This window comes from Ochrobactrum sp. CGA5 (assembly GCF_006345815.1).
Classification (GTDB): Bacteria; Pseudomonadota; Alphaproteobacteria; order Rhizobiales; family Rhizobiaceae; genus Brucella.
Genome location: NZ_VCIG01000040.1, coordinates 1 through 313 on the forward strand (window position 1 = coordinate 1; position 313 = coordinate 313).

A 313-nucleotide genomic window follows, 5' to 3' on the forward strand; every position below is an offset into this window, starting at 1 on the left:
CGAGAGGCTGTTGAGGGCCGGAGCTTTCGCCTGATGCGGCGCAGCCGTTGCTTTAAGAACAGTATCAGCCATATCAGGCCTCCTTCCCGAACAGTCCTGCGGGTCGCACCAGAAGGACGATAGCCATGATAACGAAGATGACGATGCTGGACGCTTCAGGATAGAATACCTTGGTCAGACCTTCGGCCAGCCCGAGCACATAGCCGGTGATGATGGCACCGAGGATCGAACCCATGCCGCCGACCACCACCACGGCAAACACCACGATGATGATGTTGGACCCCATCAGCGGGCTGACCTGATAGATGGGGGC

General features: G+C 58.5%; 1 pseudogene. It reads right to left on the reverse strand.

Annotated elements, in window-relative coordinates:
• Positions 1-73: 73 nt before the first annotated feature.
• A pseudogene (locus FJQ48_RS18005) lies at positions 74-313 on the reverse strand (branched-chain amino acid ABC transporter permease); the annotation flags it as partial.